Genomic DNA, 23990 nt, shown 5'->3' with positions numbered 1-23990 from the left:
GGCAGCGACGAGCCGTTCGTGGACACCGCCCCGTTATGGCGGGCATTCGACGGGATGATGTCGCCGATTCGCAACCATATTTATTCGCCTGGAATCGTCACCGAGACGAGCGGCAAATCGTATTTTTCCGTAACAGAATTAACGAGGTTTGCGGGCGATCGGCAGTCGTTCGACTCCGTCAGCGGTTGTCTCGAAGCCTATTACGGCGATAAAGCGGAGCGCGATACGGTCAAGCAGCGTGCTGCCGACCTGCTGAAATTCGTCCACAACGAAATAGGCAAGAACAAAACCAAACTCGAGAAGTTGAACGATACGATTGAGGAAGCGCGCGGCGCTGATCAATACCGCATTCTCGGCGAGCTGCTGACCGCATACATGCACGCGATCGGCAAAGGCGATACGGCAATCGAAGTGATCAATTACTATGACGAGGACCAGCAGCCGATAACGATCACCCTAGATCCGCTTCTAACCCCATCGGAGAACGCGCAGCGGTATTTCCGCAAATACAACAAGCAGAAGAACAGCCTGCTAGCGGTTGAAGAGCAAATCGGATTAACGGTGCAGGAGACGGCCTACTTGGAGCAAATCTTACAGCAGCTGCAAACCGCAGCATTGCAAGACTTGCAAGAAATACGCGATGAGCTCATCGAGCAGCAATATTTGCGGGACCGGGGCAACAAGCGGGGCGGCAAAAAGAAAAAGCCGACGAAGCCTTCGCTGCTCTGCTACACGTCATCCGAAGGCATCCCGATCTACGTCGGCAAGAACAATACGCAGAACGAGTATTTGACGAACCGTCTGGCCGCTTCTTCGGACACATGGCTCCACACGAAGGACATTCCAGGCTCTCACGTTGTCATCCGCAGCGAACAGTTCGGCGACGCAACGCTGCAGGAAGCGGCCATGCTGGCTGCCTATTACAGTCAAGCACGGGAATCGAGCCAAGTGCCGGTCGATACGACGCTTATCCGCCACGTCCGCAAGCCCAACGGTGCCAAGCCCGGCTTCGTCATCTATGACAAACAGAAGACACTATATATTACGCCAGACGATCAGCGCATCCGCAGCTTGCCGAGCGTTATAAAGAACTAGGCGCGGCGGATAATCGCAACGGCAATGAGGTACGCTAACGAACTGCAGGAGCCCTATTTGCGCCAAAATTTGCCTGTTTCGAATTTTAACGAATCGAGGCGACGCTATTTAGCCCAATTAGCCGGATTTATGAGACGAAATAGCCAAATAAGGTTTCCTCGATTGGTTACACACTCGAATGCACCGTTTTACCTCGAATAAGGTTGCTGAGGTTCGTTAGAACCGACATCCAAGTTGCTTATGTCTGTCTGTTCAACACAAACGCACAAAGGCGGAACAGGTTAACCCTGCTCCGCCTTTGTGTTTATTAAATCGAGAATCCTTCCTTCGCGCCACCACTCGTGCGTCTTCCCAGTACGCGATTCAAAATGTTGCTCTCGTAATGGGCGAACCCGCTGTCTTTCTCCCTTGGCCGCGCCAAAGCGATATTCACATCATGCGAGATCGTCCCGTTCTCCACCAGCACGACTCGGTCGGTCAACGCTACCGCCTCGCTCACATCATGCGTAACGAGCACCGCCGTAAACTTTCGTTCCTGCCAGAGCCGCTCGATCAGCTGCTGCATCTCGATGCGGGTAAGCGCGTCTAACGCGCCAAGCGGCTCGTCGAGCAGCAGCAGGCTCGGGTCGCCGGCTAATGCACGGGCGAGAGCTACCCGCTGTTTCTGTCCGCCGGACAACACGCTCGGCCACTCCTTAGCACGGTCTGCCAGACCGACGAGAGCAAGCGCTTCGAGCGCTTTGCCGCGGTCTCCGCCCGGCACGCCGATCCGAACGTTGTCGAGCACCGATTTCCAAGGAAGCAGTCTAGCGTCTTGGAACATGATCCGCACATCCGGACGCAAGCCGGAGGTAACGGAACCGTCGAACTGAACCGCCCCTTCGGTCGCTGTCTGCAAGCCAGCGATGAGCCGAAGCAGCGTACTTTTGCCGCAGCCGCTTCTGCCCACGACGGAGAGGAATTGACCGGATGGAATCGTCAGATTGAGCTTGTGAAGCACGGTAAGCTCCCCGAACCGGACTTCTGCATCATGGATATCGATTCGAATACCGCTGCCAGATGTACTCGGAGACTGCGATTGAACAACAGGCACCGTTCCTAGCGCCGGCCTTGCTGTTATTTCGTTTTGCGGAAGTGTGGATGCCATTGCAGCCACCCCCTTTCCATCAGCTTCGCGACCCAATCCGACAACTTGCCCAACAAAGCGTAAATAATGATGCTCAGTACGACGACGTCCATTTGGAAAAACTCTCTCGCATTCATTGCCATATATCCGATGCCGCTGTTCGCGGATATCGTCTCCGATACGATCAGCGTAATCCACATAATGCCGAGCGCGAAGCGCAGACCGACCAGAATGGACGGGAGCGCCCCAGGGAATATAATCGACCGGAACAGCGTGAAACCGCGCAAGCCGTAAGTACGGCCCATCTCGATCAGTCCCGGGTCAACACCGCGAATGCCATGGAGCGTATTCAAATAGATCGGGAACGCGACGCCGAGCGCCACGAGAAAAATCTTGCCCTGCTCGCCGATGCCGAACCAGGCGATAATAAGCGGAATAAGCGATAAGTGCGGAATAGTACGAATCATCTGTATGCTGGAATCCGTCAGTTTCTCGAACAGCGGCAGCAGTCCATTAATGATCGCAAGCACGAAGCCGATTCCGCCGCCAATGACGAATCCGAGCAGCGCCCGCCGGGTGCTGTCACCGATATAGACGAACAGATTTCCGTTTTTGACGAGCTTCACGCCCGCTTCGACGACCGACAAGGGCGATGGCAGAATACGCTGCGAGATCCAGCCCGAACTGGAAAACCATTGCCAGAGCAGGACGGTCAGTACGGGAATGATCCACTCCAAGCCAACATTTCGCAGCTGGTTCGTCCATTTTGCCGAAGTTGAACTTTTCATGGTTGACGCCTCCTAGCTGACTGGAGCCTGCACAGACGGTTTGATCGAGTTGGCGATAAGCTCGCCGAACGGACTCGTCGAGGATGGACCGTCTGCAGACTTAAGATGATCGATCGGCAGCAGCGGGAATACGAGCTCTGCGAACCGGTAAGCTTCTTCCAAGTGCGGATAGCCGGACAAAATAAACGTTTCGATGCCAAGATCCGTGTACTCTTTCATGAGCGCGGCTACCTCTTCCGGGCTGCCCACAAGCGCAGTGCCTGCACCGCCCCGGACAAGTCCGACCCCAGCCCACAGGTTCGGATAAATTTCAAGCTGGCTGCGCTCGCCCCCGTGCAGGTCGGACATCCGCTTCTGCCCTTCCGAGTCGTAACGGCTGAATACTTTACGCGCCGCTTCAATTGCCGATTCGTCTACCTTGCTGATTAGCCGGTCCGCTTCACGCCATGCTTCTTCCGACGTTTCACGCACGATGACGTGAAGACGAATGCCGAACCGTACCGTTCTGCCTTGCTCGGCCGCCAGCTCACGAACACGCGCAATCTTCTTCGCCACTTCTTGCGGCGGCTCGCCCCAAGTCAGATAAACGTCGACGTGATCGGCCGCGACCTGATGCGCCGCTGCGGATGAACCGCCGAAATAAAGCGGCGGATACGGACGCTGCTTCGGCGGATAAAGTACCTTACCGCCGACGACTTTCAAATGGTCGCCTTCGAAATCAACCGTTTCGCCGGCCAGCTCTCTGCGCCATATTTCCAAAAACTCGCTCGTCAAATCGTAACGCTCGTCATGGCCCAGGAACAAGCCGTCACCGGCATGCTCCACCGGATCGCCGCCCGTCACGACGTTGACGAGCAGCCGTCCGCCCGATAACCGGTCGAACGTCGCTGCCATACGAGCCGATAGCGTCGGCGACATCAAGCCTGGACGAATCGCCACAAGAAACTTAAGCCGTTCCGTCACCGGAATGAGCGACGATGCGACAACCCATGCATCTTCGCAAGAGGTGCCCGTCGGCAGCAGAACTCCGCCATAACCTAGCCGGTCTGCCGCTTGGGCAACCTGCTGCAAATATTTAGTATCAACTGCACGCGCACCTTCCGCCGATCCCAAATAACGTCCGTCTCCGTGTGTCGGAATAAACCAGAATACTTCCATTTGTATGCACCTTCCCCGCTTTGTTTTGGAATGGATCTATTTCAACGTCGCTTCTTTTACATCGATTTTGTCCGGAATCAGCCCAAGTTCATGGAACGTGTCTGCAATTTGCTGCTGTGCCGAGATAATAGAATCATCAATCGGCTGCAAGCCGTAATCTCTCCGTCCCGAAGCAAGCTCAAGCGATGGAATGTCAATGCCAAGCTGCGGCGACAGCAGGGCAGCTACCTCTTTCTGATTCGCCTTCGACCACTCGTCGATTTTGTTCAGCTCTTCCTTAAAGATATCAATGACCGGCTTATTCGCCTCGGCGAACTTGCGGGAAGCCAAGTAAAATTCAATATTGGATACGAGATCTTTGCCGTCAGTCAGCACTTTAGCTCCCGTTGCGGACTGTGCAGCCGCGAGGAACGGATCCCATATAACCCAGGCGTCCACGTTGCCATTCTCGAACGCAACGCGCGCATCGCCTGGCGGAAGGAATACAGTCGTAATATCTTTATAGTCAACGCCGGCTTTCTCCAGCGCTTTTACGAGCAAATAATGAACGTTAGAGCCTTTATTCAATGCGACTTTTTTACCCTTCAGATCGGCTACCGAAGTGATAGCGGAATCTTTCGGTACGATAATCGCTTCGCTGGCTGGGCTTGCCGGTTCATGGGCCAAGTATACGAGCGGGGCACCTGCAGCCTGTGCAAAAATCGGAGGCGCTTCGCCGGTATGGCCGATATCGATGCTGCCGACGTTCAATGCTTCGAGCAGCTGCGGTCCGCCTGGGAATTCAGTCCAAGTGACTTTATAGCCTTCGGACTCCAACCGTTTCTCGAGTGTGCCTTGCGCTTTAAGAATGTTAACCGTGCCATATTTTTGATAGCCGATATGAATCTCTTTGCCATTGCCGGCGCTTGCCGTTTCGGATGGCTTCGTGTCGCTGCCCGATTCTTTGGAACCGTTCGAGCCGCATGCCGCCAGCAGCGCAAGCACACCGACTAGCGAAATAAGGAGCAGTGCACGGAATGATTTCGATTTTTTCTTATTCATTGGACAAATCCCCTTTATTAAGAATTCAATTCGAATCGTTATCCTTCATGCCAAGCTCCTAGTAGAGTATCGACAGTTTAATTCTTTGTAAACCAATAGGAATTAAGGAGATGATTACTTTCTCATTATCTACATATAATTCCTATAAGTCAACTATGAATTTAAATAATAAATAAAATAAGCTTTTGCCCAATCCATTTATTTGTCCATAAAAAAAGACAAGCCGCTTCGCCCGTAGGCCTGCTGCTTGTCTATACACATGCATGTTTATATTAATATTACCTTGTAATTAATAGTTTCATACGTTCCAACACTGTCACATCGACGGACCGGTGTCCAAGCGGACCGTGGAATACGACGCCTCTCTTCTCGCCGTGAAAATCGGAGCCGCCGGTTACAAGCAGGCCGTGCTTCTCTGCCATCGCCGCATACTTAAGCTCCTGATCCGCATCATGATCCGAATGGAATGCTTCGATCCCTTGCGCGCCATGACGCACGATCTCCTCCACCATATCGTCGTCTCCATATAAACCAGGGTGCGCAATGACGCTCACGCCGCCCGCTGCCCGAATCCAATCGACCGCGTCGAACGGGAGCGGCCTCGGCGGATTGCAATACGCCAGCCCGTTCTCGCCCAAATAACGGTCAAACGCTTCGCGAGTGTTCGAGACGACGCCGCGTACGACGAGCGCTTCCGCCAGATGCGGTCGCCCAATCTGCTCGGCGCTATCCGCCTGCTTCCCGCTCTTGCGCGCTATTGTAATTACCTCGTCCAAAGTGACATCGATGCCGAGCTGCTGAAGCTTCTCGATCATCATCACATTACGCTTACCGCGGAAGCCCTGCTGCGACTGGAGTCTTTGCTGCCACTGTTGATCTGCAGCATTGCACCAATACCCTAGAATGTGAACGTCACGCCCATTCATTACGGTACTAAGCTCCACTCCTGGAACGACCTCGATTCCGAGCCGTTCTCCCTCGGCTAATGCCTCGTCCCATCCGTCTATCGTATCGTGATCGGTAATAGCTACTGCGGCAAGTCCCGCCTCTTTCGCCAACCGGACGACAGCTGACGGCGAGTTCGTCCCGTCAGAAGCAAGCGTATGCGTGTGCAGATCCGCCCGTTGATTTACAACCATTGCTGCAAATCCCTCTCTCGCAAAAAAGTTAAAAACGTGACCGCAGAAATCGGCAGCAGCGCCGATTTCAAATGAATCGAATAAAAATGGCGTTTGAATCTGGCATCGGCAAGAGGCACAATCCGAATGAGACCGAGCGCAACTTCGTGCTTGACCGACGATGCCGATACGACGGATATACCTACGCCAGCTTCAACAGCCGACTTAATCGCGCCGGTGCTGCCCAGTTCCATGACGATATCGAGCGAGCTAGGATCGATGTTCTTGCTCTTCAACTGTTCCTCCATCACTAGCCGTGTACCTGATCCTTGCTCCCTTACAACGATACGGTGCTTCACCGCATCCGCAATCGTAACATGATCCATCTTCGCCAGCGGATGGTCTTGCGCCACGATAAGCACAAGCTCATCGCTCATCACTTTGTCCATCTGCATGTCTGGATGATTGACCGGCGCCTCGATTAATCCGAAGTTTAATTGATGGGTCGAGATATCGTCCATGATCTGGGCCGTGTTCATCACTTTCATACTGATGGAAATGTCCGGATATTCGCGGCCGAACGGTCCGAGCAGACGCGGCAATATATATTCACCGATCGTCAAGCTGGCGCCAAGCTGCAGTCTTCCCTTCAGCTTGCTCGTGAACGCGGACATCGCGGCGTCCGTCTCGCGAATCAGCTCCATGCTTCGCTGCGCATAAGGCAGCAAGGCACGGCCTGCTTCGGTCAGATCGATCCGCTTCGTCGAACGCTGAAGCAGCTTCGTACCGAAGTAATCCTCGAGCGACTGCACTTGCATCGTAACGGCTGGCTGCGTCATATGCAGCGCTTGAGCCGCTGCGGAGAAACTGCCTCTCTCTGCGACGGTATAAAATATGTGCAACTGATGAAAGTTAAGCGCCATGGTTTGTCGTTCCTGCCTTTTCGTTAATCGCTTCTTTCGTTCCATTATAACGCAACTTACTGTGTATACGCATGCAAATATAAACGGGAATTTATCAGCCGCCGTGCCCTTACTAGCAGCATAAAAAAAAAATAAGCGCCACCAGGCGCTTATTCATCAAACATACGTTATTTTCTCTTCCTGCTGTTCTTAATCAGCGTCATCCGCCGCGAGTGGCGCAACCACGAGTAATAAGACTTCAGATCGCGCAGTTCAATCGTTTCGGACATTCTGCCGAGAAAGGTTACCACGATCATCTTGTGCAGCGGATTGCCGATCAAATCCCGTTCATTCTCGAGCTCAGCAAATTCTGCGACAAATACGAGATCGTCGTCAATTAAGTAGACATCTTGTTCATTGCGGTAGTAGGAGGCGATGCGTCCCTGCTTCAGACATTGCCACATATATTCTGCAATATCGGCGAAGCCGGTCTTCTCGCTTTCTACGCGATCCGTCCATCTGCTCTTAGCATGGTTGGTTATAACGATGTCTGCGACTTTCTTATCAGCCAGTACGACGTGAAACGGTTCGTAAGTACTCCATCTCTCGGTCAACTTGTCTCTCATCCCGACTCACCCCTCCCCGGGAAGCAGGTCTTTTATACTATAATTATGCTTGCTTCCATTCTACCATTCCGGTTCGATAATTCAACTACAAAAATTAATGACACGCCATTACTGTTATTTATTGTATTACCATTATATGAAATATCTCAAGATCCATTCAAGCTTCTTTAACATAAGTTTAAAAAAAATTCCCCGTGCCCTTCCTTATGAAGCAAGGGACACAGGAAATTGGTTAGGCACAGCATTATAAACTGTAAAATCGGGTTTTATCTGGTACGTTCTTCGTATATTCGGTCTTTAATTCATTCCGGTAAGAACGTTCAATCTTGCGTACAAACGGCAGTCTCGCGACGTTGCGCGACGTATCCTCCGCACGGTCCGCATCGACGTAAAATACGACGTAGTGCATTCTTCTTGACATATAATGGACCGTCCCGTATTTATCCAATGTTCGAGCCGCCTTCAAATCCGATACCCAAACGATAAAGCCTGTACGCTCCGACAACATGACGACCTTCACTCCTCTTCACATGACAACTGGCCTATCTAGCCGATTAACCGCAGCCGCCGCTTCCGCAACCGCATGAACCGCCGCTTCCGCAGCCGCCGCCCTTAGGATTCGGATCGTTGCTCGGCACTTTGACCGTCTCCGAGACCGAATCGGCGATCAGACGCGATACATCGTACAGCAACGCGTCGACAGCTTGCTCCGCCGTCTTGAAGCTCTGCACGGATTCAAACGTATCGAGCTGCGCCTGTACTTCCTTCATCCGGTCCTTCGCCGCGTTGTAATCCGGATGGAACCGTCCGAAACGCTCGCATTCCTGAAACTGCTCCTTCGCTTTCGCGAATTGCTTCACCACGGCCTGCACATCGGCATCCGAATCGACAACCGACTTCCAATATAAATAATCGGCGACTTCAGCCGAATGATTGATTAATTCTCCCAACTCATAAGCTTTCATCGTCAGTTCCGTCATGTCGATCTCACTCATGACATCGACAAACTCGTCCGAAACGATAAAGTCCAGTTCGGGTTGTTGTTCTACTTGCGGCATCCGTTCACCATCTTCCCTTAAAAATTGAACGTTTCCTCTTTACTATACCATCTCAACCAAGTTTACGATAGAGCTGGCTTACGAACCGCTTTCATTTGGCGCCATCCGTGGAATGACAATCCGCATTTCTTCCCACATATCCGGCGAGAGACGAACATGTTCAATCCTGCTGTCTTTGCGGATATAGCCGGACACGAGCCACGGCTCAGAACCGCTTTCCAGCCGTTCAGGCAGCAGCTCCACCGATTGCCCCCCTGTAACCAGTTGAATCGGCGCTCCCCATTCCAATGCACTCTCTATCATAAGCTTGCGGGTAGAGTGATGATAGCTGCGCATCGGACCGGTCCAAGCCGTCGGCCAATCCGACGGAAACCATTGTTCGATCGCTCCATCCGATGAGCCTGGTGCCAATGTTGGCGCCAATAACTCGTAGCGTTCAACCGCGTGTTCATTATAGATAAAAGAATGCAGCCCATTCGTTAGAGGCTGCTGCGTACCGTTCCGTCTTTTGCCGGAGGCAGAAGCCTCAGCCTTATGGCTTGCGGCACTTCTGCTCCTGTCTGCTTCATTCATAAGCGGCGGCCATCCCGCACGCTCCAGCTCCTTGCGAAGCTTCGCCGTTTTTTCGGCGCGGACGATGAATGTACGGTCGCCGAGCCTTTCCACAAGAAGTTCCTTCAGCTCTGTACGCTCCGAGATGGCATCTGCTATTTCTTTCGCCTCGCACCTAAGCAAGACGACGTCTTCGACGGAAGTCCGGCATGCGCTGGCCGACCAGTGCCGGATCGCATGAACGAGCTCATCAGGTAACGGAATCCCGCCGGCAGCTTCTTGAAGCAGCATCAACTGCTCATCTGCCTGCATCCCTCTCTCCGCAGCAGAAGCGGCTGACTCCGCCGTGATGCGATAGATAGAGACGACATCGTCCCGCACCCACTGTGCGATACGCTCCAGCTTCCATCGCACGGCCAAACCCGCATAAGGGGGAACGATCAATTCGCCATCTGGAAGAACAATGACGGCTTCGCCATGCGCCGATTCCAGCGCATCCCGACGGTCAGCTATCGGATCGATCAGCCATCGGAACGTGCAGCCGCCGTCTGCATCCGCTTCATATTGTGCCCATCCGCATCCGTCCAGAAACCGCATCCACTCGATATGGAACGGATCAAGCCCCATCCCGGCGTTAGTTGTAAATTGGCACCTAGGCTCAAGCTTCAACAACCCGGATGTAAAAAAAGCTTCTTGCGGACTGTGGAAGCCGTACATCATCGTTACGAGCTGCGCCATCTCCGCCTCGCGTATCCGCTCGTCCCCGCCCAGCCAATCATCCAATGCTGAAACCGACCAGTTATATCGCCCATCCTCAAATTGAATGAGCCCAAGCTTAAGGGCAATATCCAGCGCCATTGCAAACGGTACCGGATAAACATTCTCATGGACGGGCCGAAGACGCGCCATAATATTGGAAACAGGCATGTCGAGCAGTCTTGTGACGTTATCGACCGTCTTCTTCGGAAACAATCCTTTGCCGGTCAAAGTAAGCCCAAGCCGTTCGAGGGTGGCGTAAGCGCGCAGCAGCCGCCTTGTGAACGTCGCACCTGGGGCGGTATCCAACTTCTCGCCGCTCGAGGACCGGGTCAACTCGGCCCATTCATCGTCTTCGTCAAGCGTCTGCCGCCAAGCTATATAACAGTCGGCAGGCATGAATAGAAGCCGTTCCCCCCAAGACTTGCGGACGGCGTACAATATGCCGCAGGCGCAAAGTTCTTGGACGGCGGCTTTCATTTCCGCTGCGGCTAACCCGGCATCCGGAACGCTCCGATTGAGCAGCTTCTCCTCTTGAATGGGCAGAGGCCCTACCGTGAGAATCCAATAGCCAAGCAGCCTTCGGCTCCATACGGAAAGACGGTTTGCCGCTTCGAAAAGCTCATCCGGATGAAGGAGCGCCTCAGGCCATGGTGTGGAGAAGCGTTCCCATACATAAGCCGTTTGAACCGCTTTAATGGAATCCGAAGATATCCGGTTCAATACGTCCTGTAGTCTCATCTCAATTCATCTCTCCTTCCTGCGCTTTCACCGTCGTCAAGCCGTACCGGTAGCCTTGTTCGGTCATAAAGCGCTGTCGCTTCAACGCATAATCGACCTCCATCGTTCCGTCGGACACGAGCGTATAGAACACCGCACTGTTGTCCTCCTGCTTCGGACGCAGCAGCCGGCCGATTCGCTGTGCTTCCTCTTGCCGGGAGCCAAAGCTGCCCGACACTTGAACAGCAACGGCGGCATCCGGGAGATCGACGGCAAAGTTGGCGATCTTCGAAACGACCAGCACCCGCTCTTCCCCGCGTCTGAACGCTTCATATAGCTTAGCCCGCTCCTCATGCGGCACTTCTCCCGTAAGCAGCGGGGCATTCAGCGCTGAGGCGAGCGACTTCAACTGCCGGATATATGCCCCAATGATCAGCGTCTTCTTATCTTTATGGCGATCGAGCAAATGTCTGACAACCGTCGTTTTGTTTGGATTTTCCGCTGCAAGCCTTACTCTCGTTCGGGAATCGCCAATCCAATAGTTGCGTTCGGCCGATTCCGGGAGCGGAACCCGTACTTCTTCACATCGAAGCTCGGCGATTTGCCCTTGCTGCTCCAACTGCTTCCACGGCATCTCGTACAGCTTAGGGCCAATTAGAGAAAATACATCCCGCTCCCGGCCGTCTTCCCTAACGAGCGTTGCAGTCAGCCCGAGCCGTCTAGTCGCCTGCAAGTCTGCCGTCATCCGAAAGACGGGCGCAGGGAGCATGTGCACCTCGTCATAGATGATCAAGCCCCAATCCCGCTCGTTGAACAGCCGCATATGGCGGTAATCCCGTTCTTCTCTCCCGCTGGTCGCCAGCATATTGTACGTGGCGATCGTAACCGGCCTTACTCGCTTCTCCTGCGACGAGTATTGTCCGATCGAATCATTGCCGAGCGTCGTCTTGTCCAACAGCTCTGCCTCCCACTGTTGAACAGACGTCACGCTGGAAGTAAGAATAAGCGTCTCACATTGGAGAGCTGCCAGCACCCCAATACCGATAATCGTCTTGCCCGATCCGCATGGCAGCACCATAATGCCGCTTCCGCCAGCCGCCGAGTCGCCTTGAACGAATCGCGCAACAGCCTGGCTCTGATAATCCCGCAGTGTGAACGCAGAGCCTCCGCACAATTGCCCTCGCAGGGCAAGCGGTAGCGTCTCGCCTTCACGATAGCCGGCTGCATCGACGACCGGATATCCGAGACGCATCAGTTCCTGCTTCACAGTGCCTCTTCGCTCTGCGCTAAGCCGGAAGGGCTCTCCGCTCCCTCGGCTGCCCAACAACGATTGCAGCGACTGCTCCTCTTGCAGCTCCTGCATAATCTCTTCGTCTCCGGACAATACCAGGCTGTTTTCGCCGGGACCGGCCAATCGGTTCAGACGCAGACGTCCGAACCGGTCCATCAGCCTCTTCAGCTTGTCCGCCAGACCAGACGGCATGTCATACTTACTGAAACGGCATAGCGTCTCTATAACTTGAACGCCTGTCATCCCTGCCGATGCCGCATTCCACAGCGTGAGCGGCGTCATTCTGTAAGTATGAAGATGGCCGGCATTTTTCATGAGCTCAGCGAATCCCGACAGCTTGGCTCTAGCTTCTTCACTGCCTGTGGTCCGATCATCGAATAGGAGAGTCATATCCGACAGGACGATGAGCGGTTTTAGATTCTGCTCCATTTGCCCAGTCCCTCCTATGTTCCATTTTGCACATACCCTTCTAGTTTCCGATAACAGCCGGGTTTTTATTCCTCCATGCACGCCGTTAACAAAAAGAGCTGCCCCATCGTCATCCGAAGATGTCCGATAAAGCAGCCCTTCCGGAGCCAGCGCTATCCGCGCTTCTCCGCCGCCCGGTGCTCAGCCATCCCGATCAATAGTCGGGCCGACATTAGCATCGCACGTTCGTCTATGTCAAATTTAGGATGATGATGGGGATGAACTGCGCCGCAAGCTTCGCCTCCGGCACCAACGAACAAGAAACAGCCTTTCACCTTCTGAAGATAATAAGAAAAATCTTCGCCTGCCATTATTAAAGTCGATTGCTGAACCGCTTGCCGTCCGAACAGTTCTGCCGCTACGGCGTCGAACCTTGCCGCTTCGGCTTCATCATTAATGACAGCGGGATACCCTTCCCGGTAATCGAACGTAATGCTGGCGTTAAACATTGCCGCCGTATGTGCGATGATCGATTCCATTCTGTCCCGTATCCTTGCTCGCGCTTCCGACGTGAACGTCCGTACTGTGCCAAGAAGCACAGCTTTCTCCGCAATGACATTGCCGGTCGAGCCCGCCTGGAATGAACCGACTGTTACGACCGTCGGCTCGAGAGGATCCACGTTGCGGCTGACGATCGTCTGCAGCGATTGGACTAACGATGCTCCCGCAATGACAGCATCGATCGTCTGATGGGGCAATCCGCCATGGCCGCCTTGACCGACGATCTCAATCTTAAATTCATCGGGCGCTGCCATGAATGCGCCTCCGCGTGTCGCAACGATACCATAGGGAAACGGCGTCCACAGATGTACGCCATAGATCGCATCGACGCCTTCCAGCACGCCGTCTCGAATCATTGCATTTGCTCCGCCCGGACACAACTCTTCTGCTGGCTGGAAGATAAACCTCCGACTGCCGTTCCAGCCGTCTCGGTTGTCTGAATAGGTCTTTGCAATAGCAAGCAAAGTTGCCGTATGCCCATCATGGCCGCATGCATGCATAACGCCTGGTACGGTCGATGAATATTCACATTGCTTGGCATCTTGTATAGGAAGAGCGTCGATATCGGCCCGCAGCGCAATGCACGGTCCTTCGCCCTCGCCTTCGATATCGGCAATTACGCCATATCCGCCGATTCCTTCCGTTACCTTACATCCAAAAGAGCGCAGCTTGCCGGCGATCCAAGCCGATGTTCTCTTCTCCTGAAACGAAAGCTCAGGATACCGGTGCAAATATCGCCGCCATTCGACCATTTGCGGATAAGCGCTTTGCAGTTCTCCTATTGGATCCCACCTTGCTGTCATATCCGTTTTCCTCCTGTCCTTTCGTGGATTCACTTAATTTCTAATTGTACCAGAATAGGCCTCGCCAAGGTAGTGCCGCGGCAATCGGATAATGGGCTGCAAGGCTTGCGCGCAAAGGGGAAACATACTATCATGGGTAAAGAATAGAAACAAACGTCACAAGCCTCTGGCCAATGACTATGACAATTTTTCTTCGTGAACTTTAGGAGGTCAACTGCAAATGATTATCGAGAATACGGGTTTGAACGGCATGACTAGTGATTTGGGGCATTTGGACGAGTCCGCAGAAAAGCTTGGCTTCGTTAGATGGCAATGGGAATATACGCGCGCTACATACGACTTGAAGCTGGAAGACAACGCAAGCCGTGAAACCTATTTCGTACGTTTCAATACGCGTGCTGTCGAAGGCAAGCTCGAGAATCCGAATGCCGTGCTCTCGATCGAAGCCGTTTACCTCGGCCGCGCAACGTTCCCGCACGGACTTGATTATGAATCGCAGGTTCCGCAACAAATTTTAAATATCGCGAACCAACGTCTAGAACAGCTTCGTAAACTGCTTGCATAGAAGGGCTGCCCTATGAAATCTAAGACGGGAACCGTGTCCAGAGGACGGCCTGATTTTTTGCTGCTCGTGCTCATCCTGCTGCTCGTCGGCTTCGGTCTCGTCATGGTATTCAGCTCCAGCGCAAGCACGGCGGTCTCCGATCCGCGCTACGGCTACGACGCTCTCTACTTCACCAAGCGTCAGATCATGTTCGCCTTCATCGGCATGGCTGGCATGTTCATCCTGATGAACATGCCTTATATGTCGTTTCAGAAGAAGTTGTTCACATGGTACGCCGTCGGCTCGATCGCACTGCTTGCTGTCGTGCCCTACATCGCTACCGAAGTTCATGGTGCTCGCAGCTGGCTGTATATCGGCGGGTTCGGCATTCAGCCGACCGAATTCGCCAAGCTTGGCCTTATTCTTTATCTTGGACGGCTGATCGCGAAGAAGGGTGAAACCTTCCGGGATTTCAAGAAAGGCTTGCTTCCGGTATTCATTATACTCGGCGTCGTATGCGGATTAATTATGAGACAGCCCGATCTCGGCGGCTGCCTTATCATCGCAGCCACAGCCGGCATCATGATGGTCGGCGGCGGCGCCAACATGAAGCAGCTCGCTTCAGCTGGCATATTGTCGGCAATTGGAGCGAGCCTGTTCCTGGCCGTTAGTGCGCTAATCGATCCGGAGAAATCATCGTACCGGGTTAACCGGTTCACTTCTTACATGCATCCGCTTGAGAATGCGCAGGAAAGCGGCTTCCATCTAGTCCGTTCTCTTGGCGCGCTTGGACACGGCGGCCTTACAGGCGCCGGCTTCGGCCAAAGCGTTCAGAAGCTTGACTACTTGCCTTTCCCTTATAACGATTTTATCTTCTCCATCATTGCCGAAGAATTCGGTTTTATCGGAAGCGCCGTCTTCCTGTTCGTATTCCTGCTGTTCCTATGGCGCGGATTGATTGTAGCGCTTCGTTGTCCGGATATTTACGGTACAATCGTAGGCACAGGTATCATCGGACTGATCGGCATACAAACGTTCATCAATATCGGAGGCGTAATCGGCGCCATTCCGATTACCGGTGTCACGCTGCCGTTCATCAGCTATGGCGGCTCTTCCATCATCGTCATGCTCATGTGCATGGGTGTACTGCTCAGCATATCGCGCGAGTACTACAAAACCGATCGGCCTGTTAAAGGCTAATGAACGACAACGCCCCTTCATCCAGCTCGTGAGCCGGGATGAAGGGGCGTTGTTTGGTTTTTCATTATTATTTCACGCGGTTGAGATCGGCTTCCGGTACGTCGTCTTCTTTGAATGCGACGCCTTCTACCTTGACGTTCACTTCAACGACGTGAAGACCCGTCATATTCTCGACGGATTCGCGTACGTTCATTTGAAGGGAACGGCATACTTCATGAATAGGAATGCCGTATTTCACAATGATGCGAAGATCGATAGCAGCTTCTACTTGCCCTACCTCTACCGTTACACCCTTCTGCACGTTCTTGCCGCTGAGCCGCTTGGCAAGACCTTCCGAGATGCCGCCGGACATTGCTGCAATGCCGGGTGTTTCCAATGCCGCCAAACCTGCAATCGTAGCGACAACGTCGTCGGATATCCGAATAAGTCCGGTTTGAAGTTGTTCAGTCATGTCGCTCACTCCTCTAATTACCATTTGTACTTATTGTATCGGAACGCCCTTGCGGAAGCAAGCCGCGAATGCCGTCGAATATGGAAAAGTTTACATACATTCTATTTTCAAGTATAGTATTGAGCAGTTAACACACAATGTTGTAAAACGGGGTGTTTAATTTGAGACAGAAACTGTTTTTCGCCGGACTGATCGTCATGTTCGTCCTAAGCGCAATCGGCCATTACGCGCATTGGGATATGACCGCTCAATTCGTTATTTCTGCCATTGCCATCATATTCGTGGCCGGATTTCTTGGCAAAGCGACCGAGAGCGTCGCGCATTACGCAGGTCAACGGCTGGGCGGATTTCTGAATGCCACGTTCGGCAACGCTGCCGAGCTGATCATTGCGATATTTCTCGTCAAAGAAGGTTTGTTCGATATGGTCAAGGCGAGCATCACCGGCTCCATTATCGGCAACCTGCTGCTCGTTCTCGGACTAAGCGTACTGTTGGGTGGGCTAAAATATAAGGTACAAAATTTCAATGCCAAGCTAGCCGACCATAACGGTACGTTAATGACCCTTGCCGTCGTCGCCTTGTTCGTTCCGGCTGTCTTCATCAAGGTCGAACATTTCTCCCTCGATCAAGATAAGCTGCTCAGCATTGCCGTTGCCTGCATACTGATCGTCAGTTACTTGCTCTGGCTTGTCTTCTCGATGATTACGCACAAAGACATGTTGGCTGATGAAGAAATGATCGCTGATCACGGCGAAGAGCCGACATGGTCCAAAGGCGTCTCCATCATCATGCTGTTTGTTGCGACAGCCATGGTCGCGTTCGTTAGCGAGTGGCTCGTTCATACGCTCGATACGTTCACCCACAAATTCGGCTTGTCCGAGCTGTTCGTAGGTGCATTCGTTATCGCAATCGTCGGTAATGCGGCAGAGCACAGTGCGGCCGTTATGCTCGCTATGAAGAACAAAATGGGAGCAGCCGTTGAAATTGCAATAGGCAGCAGTCTGCAGATCGCCCTGTTCGTTGCGCCAGTGCTGATCCTGCTCAGCGTTCTGTTCAATAAATCGTCGATCATGGATATCGTATTCTCTCCAATCGAGCTGACTGCGATCGGCGTATCCGTCTTTATCGCCAAATCGGTATCCAAGGACGGTTCGACGAACTGGTACGAAGGCGCCCTGCTGCTTATGCTGTATGTCATTCTAGGGTTTGCATTTTTCCTCGTCTAGAACAATCCATCGATTCTACTATGGCGTTTCATGCAGCAATACGATATAATAATGCCAGAAGAAGGGTTTTCTTGTCCCTTCCGACAATTTAAAGGCAATGTTACCTGTGAACCTGACAAAGGTACAACCTCGGACGTCTTACGACGATTTCGACGGTTGTACCTTTTTTGTTGTATCGGTAACAACCGAAATCATTCTATTCTAATGATTAAAGGAGCTGGCCCGCATGTTGCAAGAAGCAATTTACCACAGACCGAAATTGAATTGGGCATTCGCATACGATGCGGAAACCATCTATCTGCGAATCCGCACGAAGCGCGGCGACGTTACATCGGTTGAGACGATTTACGGAGACAAATATGCTTGGTCGCAAACGATGAACACAGCTGAGATGAGCATTTTCGCTTCGGATGAGCTGTTCGACTATTGGGAGGCGTCCGTCAAACCGCCCTTCCGACGGCTGCGGTATGCGTTCAAATTAACGGACAGCCATGGCGAGACGATGATTCTGACCGAGCAGACGTTCCAATCCGAACTTCCGGAAGATTCACTTACGTTCTTCGACTATCCCTATATGAACCCCGCAGACCTGTTCAATCCACCGGCATGGGTGAAAGACGCCGTCTTCTACCAGCTGTTCCCGGAACGGTTCGCCAATGGCGATCCGTCTATTAATCCGCCCGGCGTGGAGCCTTGGGGCGGCGTACCGACTCCGGGCAATTTTTTCGGCGGCGACCTTCAGGGTGTGATTGACCATCTCGATCATCTGAGCGAGCTCGGCATTACAGCTATCTATTTTAATCCGCTGTTCGCCGCACCGACGAACCATAAATACGATACATCCGATTATATGAAGGTCGATCCGCAATTCGGCACGAATGAACTGCTCAAACAGCTTGTGGACGAGTGTCATGCACGCGGTATCCGTGTGCTGCTCGATGCTGTCTTCAATCATTCCGGACGGACATTCGCACCGTTCGTCGATGTGGTGAACAATGGGGCTTCATCACGGTATGCTGACTGGTTCCATGTGCGGGAATGGCCCATTGCCGTTAAGAACGGCATACCTTCTTATGAAACGTTCGCTTTCGAGCGGAATATGCCGAAGCTAAATACCGAGAATACCGAAGTGAAACAGTATCTGCTCGGCGTCGCAAAATATTGGATCGAAGAAATCGGAGTCGACGGCTGGCGGCTTGACGTTGCCAATGAAGTCGATCATCACTTCTGGCGGGAGTTCAGACAGACGGTCAAATCCGTCAATCCGGACGCGTACATTTTGGGCGAAATCTGGCACGACTCCTTGATGTGGCTGCAAGGCGACCAGTTCGACGCCGTCATGAACTACCCGCTTACGAACGCCATTCTCGACTTTGTCGCATATGGCAAGCGCGATGCCAAGCAGTTCGCCGACGCCATCGGCCGGCAGCTTGCCGAGTATCCGCTTCAAGCGACCGAATCTGCGTTCAATCTGCTCGGCAGCCACGATACGCCTCGTCTGCTGACGATATGCGGCGGCAGCGAGCAGAAGACGAAGCTTGCCTCGTTGTTCCTGCTCACTTTCCCAGGCGTACCGTGCATATATTACGGCGACGAATTCGGGATGGACGGCGACGGCGATCCAGGATGCCGCAAATGTATGGTATGGGACGAGGAGCAGCAAAACCGCGATCTGTTCGCTTTCTACCGCGAACTTATTGCTCTGCGCAAATCATCTCCTGCTCTGCGCGGCACCGGCCTCTCATTTGCCAGCGCCGAAGCAGGCAGCAGCTTGCTCGCCTATGAGCGTGTGCTTGCAAATGAACGATTGCTCATTGTTATGAACGTATCGGAGGAACGGGCCGTGTACTCGTTGCCTGACTCCCCTGCATCAGCTTGGACGTACCGGATGACCTCCGGCGCGAGCCTTAAGACAGGCAATGCTGCTGCGGAGCTAACGCTTGAACCGCTTGGCTTTGCTGTTCTTCAGTTGCAGTCGAAATAAATCTCATTACCACAGAACCACTGGGAAAGCGAATGTTCTTACGATCGCTGTTGTCTTCGGATTGTTTTGAATTTGTAATACCACTAAGCGGTGACAATCCGAAGACAAAGGCGACCGCTGACGCTTCTTCAGAATCATTTGCTTACTCCGTTTAGTGTGGTACGGATCATACCGTCAAAACAACCTAATGCAACTGTCCTGTTAGCGATTGAAGCATATCTTCAATCGCTAGCTGAACAGTTGCTTTCGCATGTGCATTTTTTTCGAACAGCGGACAGTCTTCGATCATAGGCTCGAGTGCTTTGCAGCTTAAATGAAAGTACTCCATTACATGCAAGCTCATTAATACAAGCCAGCAGCGATATAAACAGCAAAAGGGAAGAGCTGAATTCATATCAGCTCTTCCCTTTTTTCACTTTTGAGTATTGGAGTGCTTATTGCAAAGCATGGAACGAAGCAAGCGAATGATTCTGAAGAAACGAAGTGGTCGCCTTTGTCGCCGGATTGCCCCCTTGTTGCGGTCTCACTAATTCAGAGCAATCCGGCGACAACAGCGATCGTAAGAACATTCGCTTGCGGAGTGACCGAACATTCGCTTGCGAAGTGGTTCGTGCTGGCTCCCTACCCCTTCGAAGCGCCGGAAGTCAAACCTTGCACGAGGAAATTTTGCAGGAAAACAAACAACAGCGTAATCGGAATTGCGATCAAAACAGCCCCCGCCGCGAACAACGTAAAGTTGCTGTTCTGGAACGAATTGACGAGATCCCACATGCCGACGGCTAGCGTCCATTTCTCCTTCGTCCGAAGCACGAGCCGCGCGAATATAAAATCGACCCACGCGCCAGTGAATGATGTCAACGCGACGTAAGTTAATACCGGGCGGGACAGCGGCAGCATGATCCGGGCGAACACCTGTAGATGGGAAGCCCCGTCTATACGCGCTGCTTCATCGAGACTGCGCGGAATCGTATCATAGAAACCTTTCACGATAAAGCCGCTAAGCACCGAACCCGCCGAATAGACAAGAATAATCGCTGCATGCGTATCGAGTAAATTAAGCTGCAGCAGAATAACGTAGATCGCAATCAGACTCATAAAGCTCGGGAACATGCCAAGTACGAGCATAACCGTCAGCGTTGTCTTGCGTCCGCGGAACCGGAACCGGGACAGTGCGTACATGCTGAGCGTAATGAGTATCGTGGAGAAGATCATCGAAAGGGTTGCGATTTTCAACGTATTTACATACCATGTGCCGTATAGAAACGTTTTGTTCGTGAACAGCTCACGGTAATGATCGAGTGTAAACGATGATGGCCAGAACCGTTTGCTGTACAGCGACGGTCCCGGACGTAACGATGACAGCAAGACCCATAGTGCCGGATACAAAGAGCATACCGCAATTGCGGCCAATGCGATGTAAGTGAACGTCAGCCGTACAAAGCCGGAGCGCTTGTTCATTGAATCATGTCCTCCTCTTTAAACGACCGCGAGCGGCGGTAATTCCAGATCGAGAATGCTGCTACGATGATGAATATAATGATGCCGATCGCCGAAGCCATATTGAATTGGCTGAAGTTGAGCGTTAAGTTATACAGCCATGTGACGAGCAGATCGGTATGGCCAGCATATTGATAATCGCCATTAACCGGCGCGCCGCCAGTCAGCAGGAAGATAAGATTGAAGTTATTGAAGTTGCCGGCGAATTGCGCGATCAGTATCGGCGCCGTCGAGAACAGCACGAACGGCAGTGTAATGATACGGAATTTCTGGAAGGCACTCGCTCCGTCCACTTCCGCAGCCTCATACATATCACGCGGAATCGAAGTCAGTACCCCAAGAATAAGGACCATCGATACCGGTATGCCAACCCACATATTAACGACAATTACGGTCACTTTCGCCCAGAATGGGTCGGTCAGCCACGGCAGTCCGTCCAGTCCGAACGATTTGAAATATTGATTGATCGGCCCGAACTGTCCATTGAACAGGTTGCGCATAACAAGCAAAGAGATAAGCTGCGGAATCGCATACGGCAGAATAAAGATCGTGCGCCACATCTTTTTGAAACGGACTCCCTGCTGTTCAATAAGAAGCGCTACGAGCAGCCCGCCAAAATAAGTCGTTCCCGTCGCAACGACGGCCCAAATGACCGTCCATTTCAAAATACCGAGAAAGGTGCCGCTCCAAGATTTTAATTGAATAAGGTCGGCAAACGTCTGAAACCCAACCCAATCAACGAGCTTGGCCGGCGGTATATGTCCAGGCGACGAATAATTCGTAAACGCCAGCATGATCGTGAACAAAATAGGCAATATCGTAAGGAACAATACGCCAATTGCCGGAATGGCAAGCATAATATGAGGAAAATAGTAATCGGTGACGAAACGGTACGATTGAACGAAATTGTTCGGTTTCGCTCCTTCGTCTCTCGCTTTGCCGATTCGCTGCGCATCATAAATGTTCGCAACATAAATCCCGATTACAACAAGCAGCAATAACACAATAATAAGACCGTCAATCATCAAATAAATCGAATGATCACCTTGTATAACCTTCGTTATCTTGCCGACTTTAACCCGCTGTTGCGCTTGATCGCCAAGCGTTATCAACCCCCACAAGGCATGGCCCACCTTCGGAGCCAAATAAATTAAACTGATCACCTGTAGTCCAAGCAGAACAAGGCCCTTGCCAATCTGTCGGTTGTATAGCTGGCCAAGTCCCATCGAAAGCACCGATAAGACTCCGGCTGTCGCGCGATGACGATTCATTCCGCCCCGCTCCCTCCTGCGAATGGTTCTCTAATTCTGATTCTAATTAGACGTCCCGCCGAGTCGTCCTCGGCGGGACATGATTGAAGCTCGCCGTCCCTTAACCGGTCATCGGCGCTTATTTCGAGTTAACTGCGTTCGCATCCTTAATCTGCTGAACGGCATTGTCAAGCGACGCTTTCGCATCCTTGCCGTCGTTCCATACTTCGGACAGCGCCGCAGCTGCCGGGTTCCATACGTTGCCCATTTCCGGAATGGATGGCATCGGCTGCGAGACGTTGAATTGATCCAGGAACGCCTTCGTTACCGCATCGCCTTGCACTTTGGAGTCGGCAGCCGCTTCTTTGTTCGCTGGCAGTATGCCGTTCATTTCAAACTCTTTCAGCTGAGCTTCTTTGCTCGTTACGAACTTCGCGAACAGCTTCGCCGCATTCGGATATTTCGTGAACGAATTGACGTACCAAGCTTTAACGCCGGAGAACGAAACCATTGGCTTGCCGCTAATCGTCGGAAGCGGTGCTACGCCATAATCGACACCGGAAGCTTTGTAGTCCGGCAATGTCCAAGGACCGTTAATGTCGATGCCAAGCGTACCGCCCGTGAACAGCCCTTTCTTAATGTCGTACGTAACATCGCCCGTGTTCATCGGAATAATGTCTTTGAGCGAAGCGTAGAACTTCGCGCCTTGAACCGCACCGTCGTTGTTCAGACCGATATCATCCGCTTTCGTACCGCCATCGCCGAACAGGTAACCGCCTGTAGCCGCAAGGAAGCCGTAATTGAAGTAGAAGTTACCGATTTCCCACATGATCGCAAACTTATTGTTTTTCGTATCGTTATACGTCTTCGCGAATGTCACGATATCCTCGAACGACTTTGGAGCGCCTTCCGGGAACAAAGTTTTGTTATAGATCATGGCATAAGTTTCAACTGAGCGGGGGTATCCGTACAGCACATCGTCATACGATACAGCCTTCACCGCGTTATCCGCGCTAGCATTTGCCGTTTCTTCGCCGAACACGTCGTTCTCAAGCACCAAACCCGCCGATACAGCACGGCCGAGCTGGTCGTTCGGGAAGTTGACAAGGTCAGCACCAAGGCCAGCAGGACCATCCGTCGTCAGCTTGTTGACTTGTTCCGGGGACTCGACTTCTTCGACCTTAACCGGTACGCCGTACTTTTCCTCGAATTGCTTCGCCATTTCGTCGATATACGCGCGTCCTGTCTTGCTGTCCCAGACGATCAGACTTGCTCCGTCCTCCGGCTGCAGTTCCTCTTCGGCAACGGCCGTCGTATCCGCAGCGGTTTTGTCAGTAGTTGCAGTCGTTTCACTTGTCGCTGCCGTATCCGTTGCCGTCGTCGTGTCCCCTGATTTGCTCGTATTACCGCATGCAGCGAGCATAAATACCATGGTGCTGACGATCATTAAGCCGACCCATTTCTTCATGAAAAGATCCCCTCTCTTAATCGCGAATTGAACAGTAACCGCGTTATCGCTCCGAGAAACGGTGAAATGGTGCATAACAAATCAAAACTTCGTTAATTTGGGTTTGAAAATCGACAAAATTTTGTGCAAACGTTTGTTCAGGCGTGCGCACTTTGCCCTTGCTTAACGAGTTTTCGAAACGTTTTTGACCATTAATCCACCGTTTCCCCGGATTGTAAGCGCTCTATTCACGCCATCATCATACATGACAGAGCTATTCGTTGTAAAAACGTTTGCACAGTCCGTTTCTTCCCTATTCCACGCTTAATCACACCCTATCCTTCTAATTCCTCACGTTTGCTTACAAATTCATCGTTTTTCACTCGAC

At 52.3% G+C, this 23990-nt stretch carries 21 protein-coding genes; 5 read left to right on the top strand and 16 right to left on the bottom strand.

All coding sequences use genetic code 11. From position 1 onward, the window contains the following. Nucleotides 1–1095: Rqc2 family fibronectin-binding protein (locus tag PKO01S_RS11670; RefSeq protein ID WP_164779577.1), on the top strand; the 1095-nt coding region annotated here is incomplete at its 5' end. 307 nt (nucleotides 1096–1402) lie between these two features. On the opposite strand, the gene PKO01S_RS11665 is transcribed toward PKO01S_RS11670, so the two are convergent. The 12 genes from PKO01S_RS11665 to PKO01S_RS11610 all read right to left on the bottom strand — a co-directional run bounded on the left by PKO01S_RS11665 (nucleotide 1403) and on the right by PKO01S_RS11610 (nucleotide 14003). Next, nucleotides 1403–2242, bottom strand: coding sequence for an ATP-binding cassette domain-containing protein (locus PKO01S_RS11665; RefSeq protein WP_127531518.1), 840 nt, complete (start codon nucleotides 2240–2242; stop codon nucleotides 1403–1405). Beyond that, nucleotides 2212–3009, bottom strand: a complete 798-nt coding sequence (locus PKO01S_RS11660) for an ABC transporter permease subunit (RefSeq protein ID WP_127531517.1) — start codon at nucleotides 3007–3009, stop codon at nucleotides 2212–2214. The genes PKO01S_RS11665 and PKO01S_RS11660 overlap by 31 nt, the downstream gene beginning before the upstream one ends. Before the next feature lie 12 nt (nucleotides 3010–3021). Beyond that, nucleotides 3022–4167, bottom strand: coding sequence for an FMNH2-dependent alkanesulfonate monooxygenase (gene ssuD / locus PKO01S_RS11655; protein ID WP_127531516.1), 1146 nt, complete (start codon nucleotides 4165–4167; stop codon nucleotides 3022–3024). 36 nt (nucleotides 4168–4203) lie between these two features. Further along, nucleotides 4204–5208, bottom strand: coding sequence for a sulfonate ABC transporter substrate-binding protein (locus PKO01S_RS11650; RefSeq protein WP_127531515.1), 1005 nt, complete (start codon nucleotides 5206–5208; stop codon nucleotides 4204–4206). Between the two features lie 278 nt (nucleotides 5209–5486). Continuing rightward, nucleotides 5487–6347: a PHP domain-containing protein gene (locus tag PKO01S_RS11645; protein WP_127531514.1), complete on the bottom strand. Its 861-nt coding sequence runs from the start codon at nucleotides 6345–6347 to the stop codon at nucleotides 5487–5489. Then, nucleotides 6338–7249, bottom strand: coding sequence for a selenium metabolism-associated LysR family transcriptional regulator (locus PKO01S_RS11640; RefSeq protein ID WP_127531513.1), 912 nt, complete (start codon nucleotides 7247–7249; stop codon nucleotides 6338–6340). The genes PKO01S_RS11645 and PKO01S_RS11640 overlap by 10 nt, the downstream gene beginning before the upstream one ends. 167 nt (nucleotides 7250–7416) lie before the next feature. After that, nucleotides 7417–7854 (bottom strand): hypothetical protein, encoded by a 438-nt coding sequence (locus PKO01S_RS11635; RefSeq protein WP_127531512.1) that lies wholly within the window; start codon nucleotides 7852–7854, stop codon nucleotides 7417–7419. A 244-nt stretch (nucleotides 7855–8098) separates the two neighbouring features. Continuing rightward, on the bottom strand, nucleotides 8099–8362 hold the full coding sequence (locus tag PKO01S_RS11630; protein WP_127531511.1) for a YlbG family protein: 264 nt from the start codon (nucleotides 8360–8362) through the stop codon (nucleotides 8099–8101). 46 nt (nucleotides 8363–8408) lie between these two features. Next, entirely contained in the window at nucleotides 8409–8912 is a 504-nt protein-coding gene (locus PKO01S_RS11625; RefSeq protein WP_127531510.1) for a YlbF family regulator, read from the bottom strand. Nucleotides 8913–8990: 78 nt separating this feature from the next. Beyond that, nucleotides 8991–10961: a helicase-associated domain-containing protein gene (locus PKO01S_RS11620; protein ID WP_127531509.1), complete on the bottom strand. Its 1971-nt coding sequence runs from the start codon at nucleotides 10959–10961 to the stop codon at nucleotides 8991–8993. A gap of 1 nt (nucleotide 10962) precedes the next feature. After that, nucleotides 10963–12660 carry a DNA repair helicase XPB gene (locus tag PKO01S_RS11615; RefSeq protein ID WP_127531508.1) on the bottom strand — a complete coding sequence of 566 codons (1698 nt, stop codon included), beginning with the start codon at nucleotides 12658–12660 and terminating at the stop codon, nucleotides 10963–10965. A 152-nt stretch (nucleotides 12661–12812) separates the two neighbouring features. Further along, nucleotides 12813–14003, bottom strand: coding sequence for a M20 metallopeptidase family protein (locus PKO01S_RS11610; protein ID WP_127531507.1), 1191 nt, complete (start codon nucleotides 14001–14003; stop codon nucleotides 12813–12815). Between the two features lie 220 nt (nucleotides 14004–14223). Between PKO01S_RS11610 and PKO01S_RS11605 the strand changes: the two genes are divergently transcribed. Continuing rightward, nucleotides 14224–14568, top strand: a complete 345-nt coding sequence (locus PKO01S_RS11605; RefSeq protein WP_127531506.1) for a YugN family protein — start codon at nucleotides 14224–14226, stop codon at nucleotides 14566–14568. A 12-nt stretch (nucleotides 14569–14580) separates the two neighbouring features. Next, nucleotides 14581–15747 carry a putative lipid II flippase FtsW gene (gene ftsW, locus PKO01S_RS11600; protein WP_127531505.1) on the top strand — a complete coding sequence of 389 codons (1167 nt, stop codon included), beginning with the start codon at nucleotides 14581–14583 and terminating at the stop codon, nucleotides 15745–15747. Nucleotides 15748–15814: 67 nt separating this feature from the next. Here the strand turns inward: ftsW and PKO01S_RS11595 are convergent, their stop codons facing one another. Continuing rightward, nucleotides 15815–16198, bottom strand: coding sequence for an Asp23/Gls24 family envelope stress response protein (locus PKO01S_RS11595; RefSeq protein ID WP_127531504.1), 384 nt, complete (start codon nucleotides 16196–16198; stop codon nucleotides 15815–15817). A gap of 161 nt (nucleotides 16199–16359) precedes the next feature. Between PKO01S_RS11595 and cax the strand changes: the two genes are divergently transcribed. Next, a complete protein-coding gene (gene cax / locus PKO01S_RS11590; protein ID WP_127531503.1) occupies nucleotides 16360–17424 on the top strand; it encodes a calcium/proton exchanger in 1065 nt (354 codons plus the stop codon). Between the two features lie 226 nt (nucleotides 17425–17650). Beyond that, nucleotides 17651–19408: an alpha-glycosidase gene (locus PKO01S_RS11585; protein WP_127531502.1), complete on the top strand. Its 1758-nt coding sequence runs from the start codon at nucleotides 17651–17653 to the stop codon at nucleotides 19406–19408. Nucleotides 19409–20029: 621 nt separating this feature from the next. On the opposite strand, the gene PKO01S_RS11580 is transcribed toward PKO01S_RS11585, so the two are convergent. From PKO01S_RS11580 to PKO01S_RS11570, 3 genes are all read right to left on the bottom strand, one after another. Next, on the bottom strand, nucleotides 20030–20866 hold the full coding sequence (locus tag PKO01S_RS11580; protein ID WP_127531501.1) for a sugar ABC transporter permease: 837 nt from the start codon (nucleotides 20864–20866) through the stop codon (nucleotides 20030–20032). After that, on the bottom strand, nucleotides 20863–22176 hold the full coding sequence (locus PKO01S_RS11575) for a carbohydrate ABC transporter permease (protein ID WP_127531500.1): 1314 nt from the start codon (nucleotides 22174–22176) through the stop codon (nucleotides 20863–20865). Before PKO01S_RS11575 ends, PKO01S_RS11580 begins: the two co-directional genes overlap by 4 nt. Before the next feature lie 118 nt (nucleotides 22177–22294). Then, the gene (locus PKO01S_RS11570) at nucleotides 22295–23623 is read right to left on the bottom strand and encodes a sugar ABC transporter substrate-binding protein (RefSeq protein WP_127531499.1); all 1329 of its coding nucleotides are present in this window, start codon (nucleotides 23621–23623) and stop codon (nucleotides 22295–22297) included. Nucleotides 23624–23990: the final 367 nt, after the last annotated feature.

This window comes from Paenibacillus kobensis NBRC 15729 (genome assembly GCF_004000825.1).
Classification (GTDB): domain Bacteria; phylum Bacillota; class Bacilli; order Paenibacillales; family Paenibacillaceae; genus Paenibacillus_T; species Paenibacillus_T kobensis.
Note: the sequence above shows the minus strand (reverse complement) of the source record. Positions and strands in the feature narration are given on the sequence as shown.